This window comes from Siccirubricoccus deserti (assembly GCF_014283215.1).
Lineage (GTDB): Bacteria > Pseudomonadota > Alphaproteobacteria > Acetobacterales > Acetobacteraceae > Siccirubricoccus > Siccirubricoccus deserti.
This window is the reverse complement of the sequence record NZ_JACOMF010000132.1, coordinates 1-2,500: the sequence shown is the minus strand read 5'-3', so window position 1 is coordinate 2,500 and position 2,500 is coordinate 1. Positions and strand designations below refer to the sequence as shown.

At 59.2% G+C, this 2,500-nt stretch carries 1 tRNA gene and 2 rRNA genes (1 of these 3 cut by a window edge); all 3 read left to right on the top strand.

What is annotated here, in order from left to right:
• Nucleotides 1-2,064: ribosomal RNA gene (locus tag H7965_RS28560) — 23S ribosomal RNA — on the top strand (it extends 687 nt beyond the left edge of the window).
• A gap of 125 nt (nucleotides 2,065-2,189) precedes the next feature.
• Nucleotides 2,190-2,304: ribosomal RNA gene (gene rrf, locus H7965_RS28555) — 5S ribosomal RNA — on the top strand.
• A 30-nt stretch (nucleotides 2,305-2,334) separates the two neighbouring features.
• A tRNA-Met gene (locus tag H7965_RS28550) sits at nucleotides 2,335-2,411 on the top strand.
• Nucleotides 2,412-2,500: the final 89 nt, after the last annotated feature.

The following is a 2,500-nucleotide window of genomic DNA, read 5'->3' as shown; positions in this document are numbered from 1 at the left end:
CCAGGCTGAAGGTGCGGTAACACGCACTGGAGGGCCGAACCCACGCCTGTTGAAAAAGTCGGGGATGAGCTGTGGCTAGGGGTGAAAGGCCAATCAAACTCGGAAATAGCTGGTTCTCCGCGAAATCTATTGAGGTAGATCGTTCGTCGGTCACCCCCGGAGGTAGAGCACCGGAAGGGCTAGGGGGACCCAAAGTCCTACCAAACCCTACCGAACTCCGAATGCCGGGGAGTGCAGGCGGGCAGACAGACAGTGGGTGCTAAGGTCCATTGTCGAGAGGGAAACAGCCCAGACCACCAGCTAAGGCCCCCAAATGATGGCTAAGTGGGAAAGCATGTAGGACGGCCATAACAACCAGGAGGTTGGCTTAGAAGCAGCCATCCTTTAAAGAAAGCGTAATAGCTCACTGGTCTAATAGCTGTCCCGCGGCGAAAATGTAACGGGGCTCAAGCCATCTGCCGAAGCTGTGGATGCACTAGCGATAGTGCGTGGTAGCGGAGCGTTCCCTAAGCCTGTGAAGCGGTATGCGCGAGCGGCCGTGGAGGTATGGGAAGTGCGAATGCGGACATGAGTAGCGACAAGGAGGGTGAGAAACCCTCCCGCCGAAAGTCCAAGGGTTCCTGCGCAAGGCTAATCCGCGCAGGGTGAGCCGGCCCCTAAGGCGAGGGCGAGAGCCGTAGCCGATGGAAACCAGGTGAATATTCCTGGGCCCGCCAGAAGTGACAGCCGTGAAGTTCTGTACTCCCTTATCGGATTGGGGGTGCAGTTGGATCGGCTCGGGAAATAGCTCTGGCATATGGACCGTACCCGAAACCGACACAGGTGGACTGGTAGAGCATACCAAGGCGCTTGAGAGAACGATGCTGAAGGAACTAGGCAAATTGCTCGCGTAACTTCGGGATAAGCGAGACCCTTCTCTGCGCAAGCAGGGTGGGGTGACACAAACCAGGGGGTGGCGACTGTTTAGTAAAAACACAGGGCTCTGCGAAATCGAGAGATGACGTATAGGGTCTGACGCCTGCCCGGTGCCGGAAGGTTAAAGGGAGGAGTGCAAGCTCCGAACTGAAGCCCCGGTAAACGGCGGCCGTAACTATAACGGTCCTAAGGTAGCGAAATTCCTTGTCGGGTAAGTTCCGACCTGCACGAATGGCGTAACGACCTCCCCACTGTCTCCAGCATCGGCTCAGCGAAATTGAACTCCCCGTGAAGATGCGGGGTACCCGCGGTCAGACGGAAAGACCCTATGAACCTTTACTGCAGCTTCGCAGTGGCGCCAGGAAGGGACTGTGTAGGATAGGTGGGAGGCTATGAAGCCGGGGCGCTAGCTTCGGTGGAGCCAACCTTGAAATACCACCCTGTGCCTTTCTGGCGTCTAACCGAGCCCCGTTAGCCGGGGCCGGGACCCTGCGTGGTGGGCAGTTTGACTGGGGCGGTCGCCTCCCAAATGGTAACGGAGGCGCGCGATGGTGGGCTCAAGCCGGTCGGACATCGGCTGTTGAGTGCAAAGGCACAAGCCCGCCTGACTGTGAGCGCGACAGCGCGAACAGAGACGAAAGTCGGCCTTAGTGATCCGGTGGTCCCGCGTGGAAGGGCCATCGCTCAACGGATAAAAGGTACTCTAGGGATAACAGGCTGATCTCCCCCAAGAGTCCACATCGACGGGGAGGTTTGGCACCTCGATGTCGGCTCATCGCATCCCGGGGCTGGAGCAGGTCCCAAGGGTTCGGCTGTTCGCCGATTAAAGCGGTACGTGAGCTGGGTTTAGAACGTCGTGAGACAGTTCGGTCCCTATCTGCCGTGGGTGTAGGAGACTTGAGAGGATCTGTCCCTAGTACGAGAGGACCGGGATGGACGTACCTCTGGTGTACCAGTTGTCACGCCAGTGGCACCGCTGGGTAGCTAAGTACGGACGGGATAACTGCTGAAGGCATCTAAGCAGGAAACCCCCCTCGAAACGAGGTCTCCCTCGAGGGCCGTGATAGACCATCACGTTGATAGGCCGCAGGTGGAAGTCGGGTAACCGATGCAGCCGAGCGGTCCTAATCGCCCGATCGAGCTCAGATCCATCACCACCGCGACGCGGGTCGCAAGACCCGCACCGCACGCAGCACCAAGCCGCGCCACACACTCGCACCCCATCAACCAATCTCATCTCACCAACCCAGATCTCAGAGGATCCGGCACGGTGGCCCGGTGGCTATCGCGGGGATGATACACCCGATCCCATCCCGAACTCGGCCGTGAAACACCCCAGCGCCCATGGTACTGCACCTCAAGGTGCGGGAGAGTCGGTCGCCGCCGGGCCACCATGCCGGATCCTCTCAGATACACCACCGCGGGGTGGAGCAGCCCGGTAGCTCGTCAGGCTCATAACCTGAAGGTCACAGGTTCAAATCCTGTCCCCGCATCCATCTTGATTTGCAGCAGCAACGCCTCGGCAACATCGCCGAGGTGTTTGCCAATTCCAGCCCCCTCCGCCAGGCGGAGAATGACGCCCAAC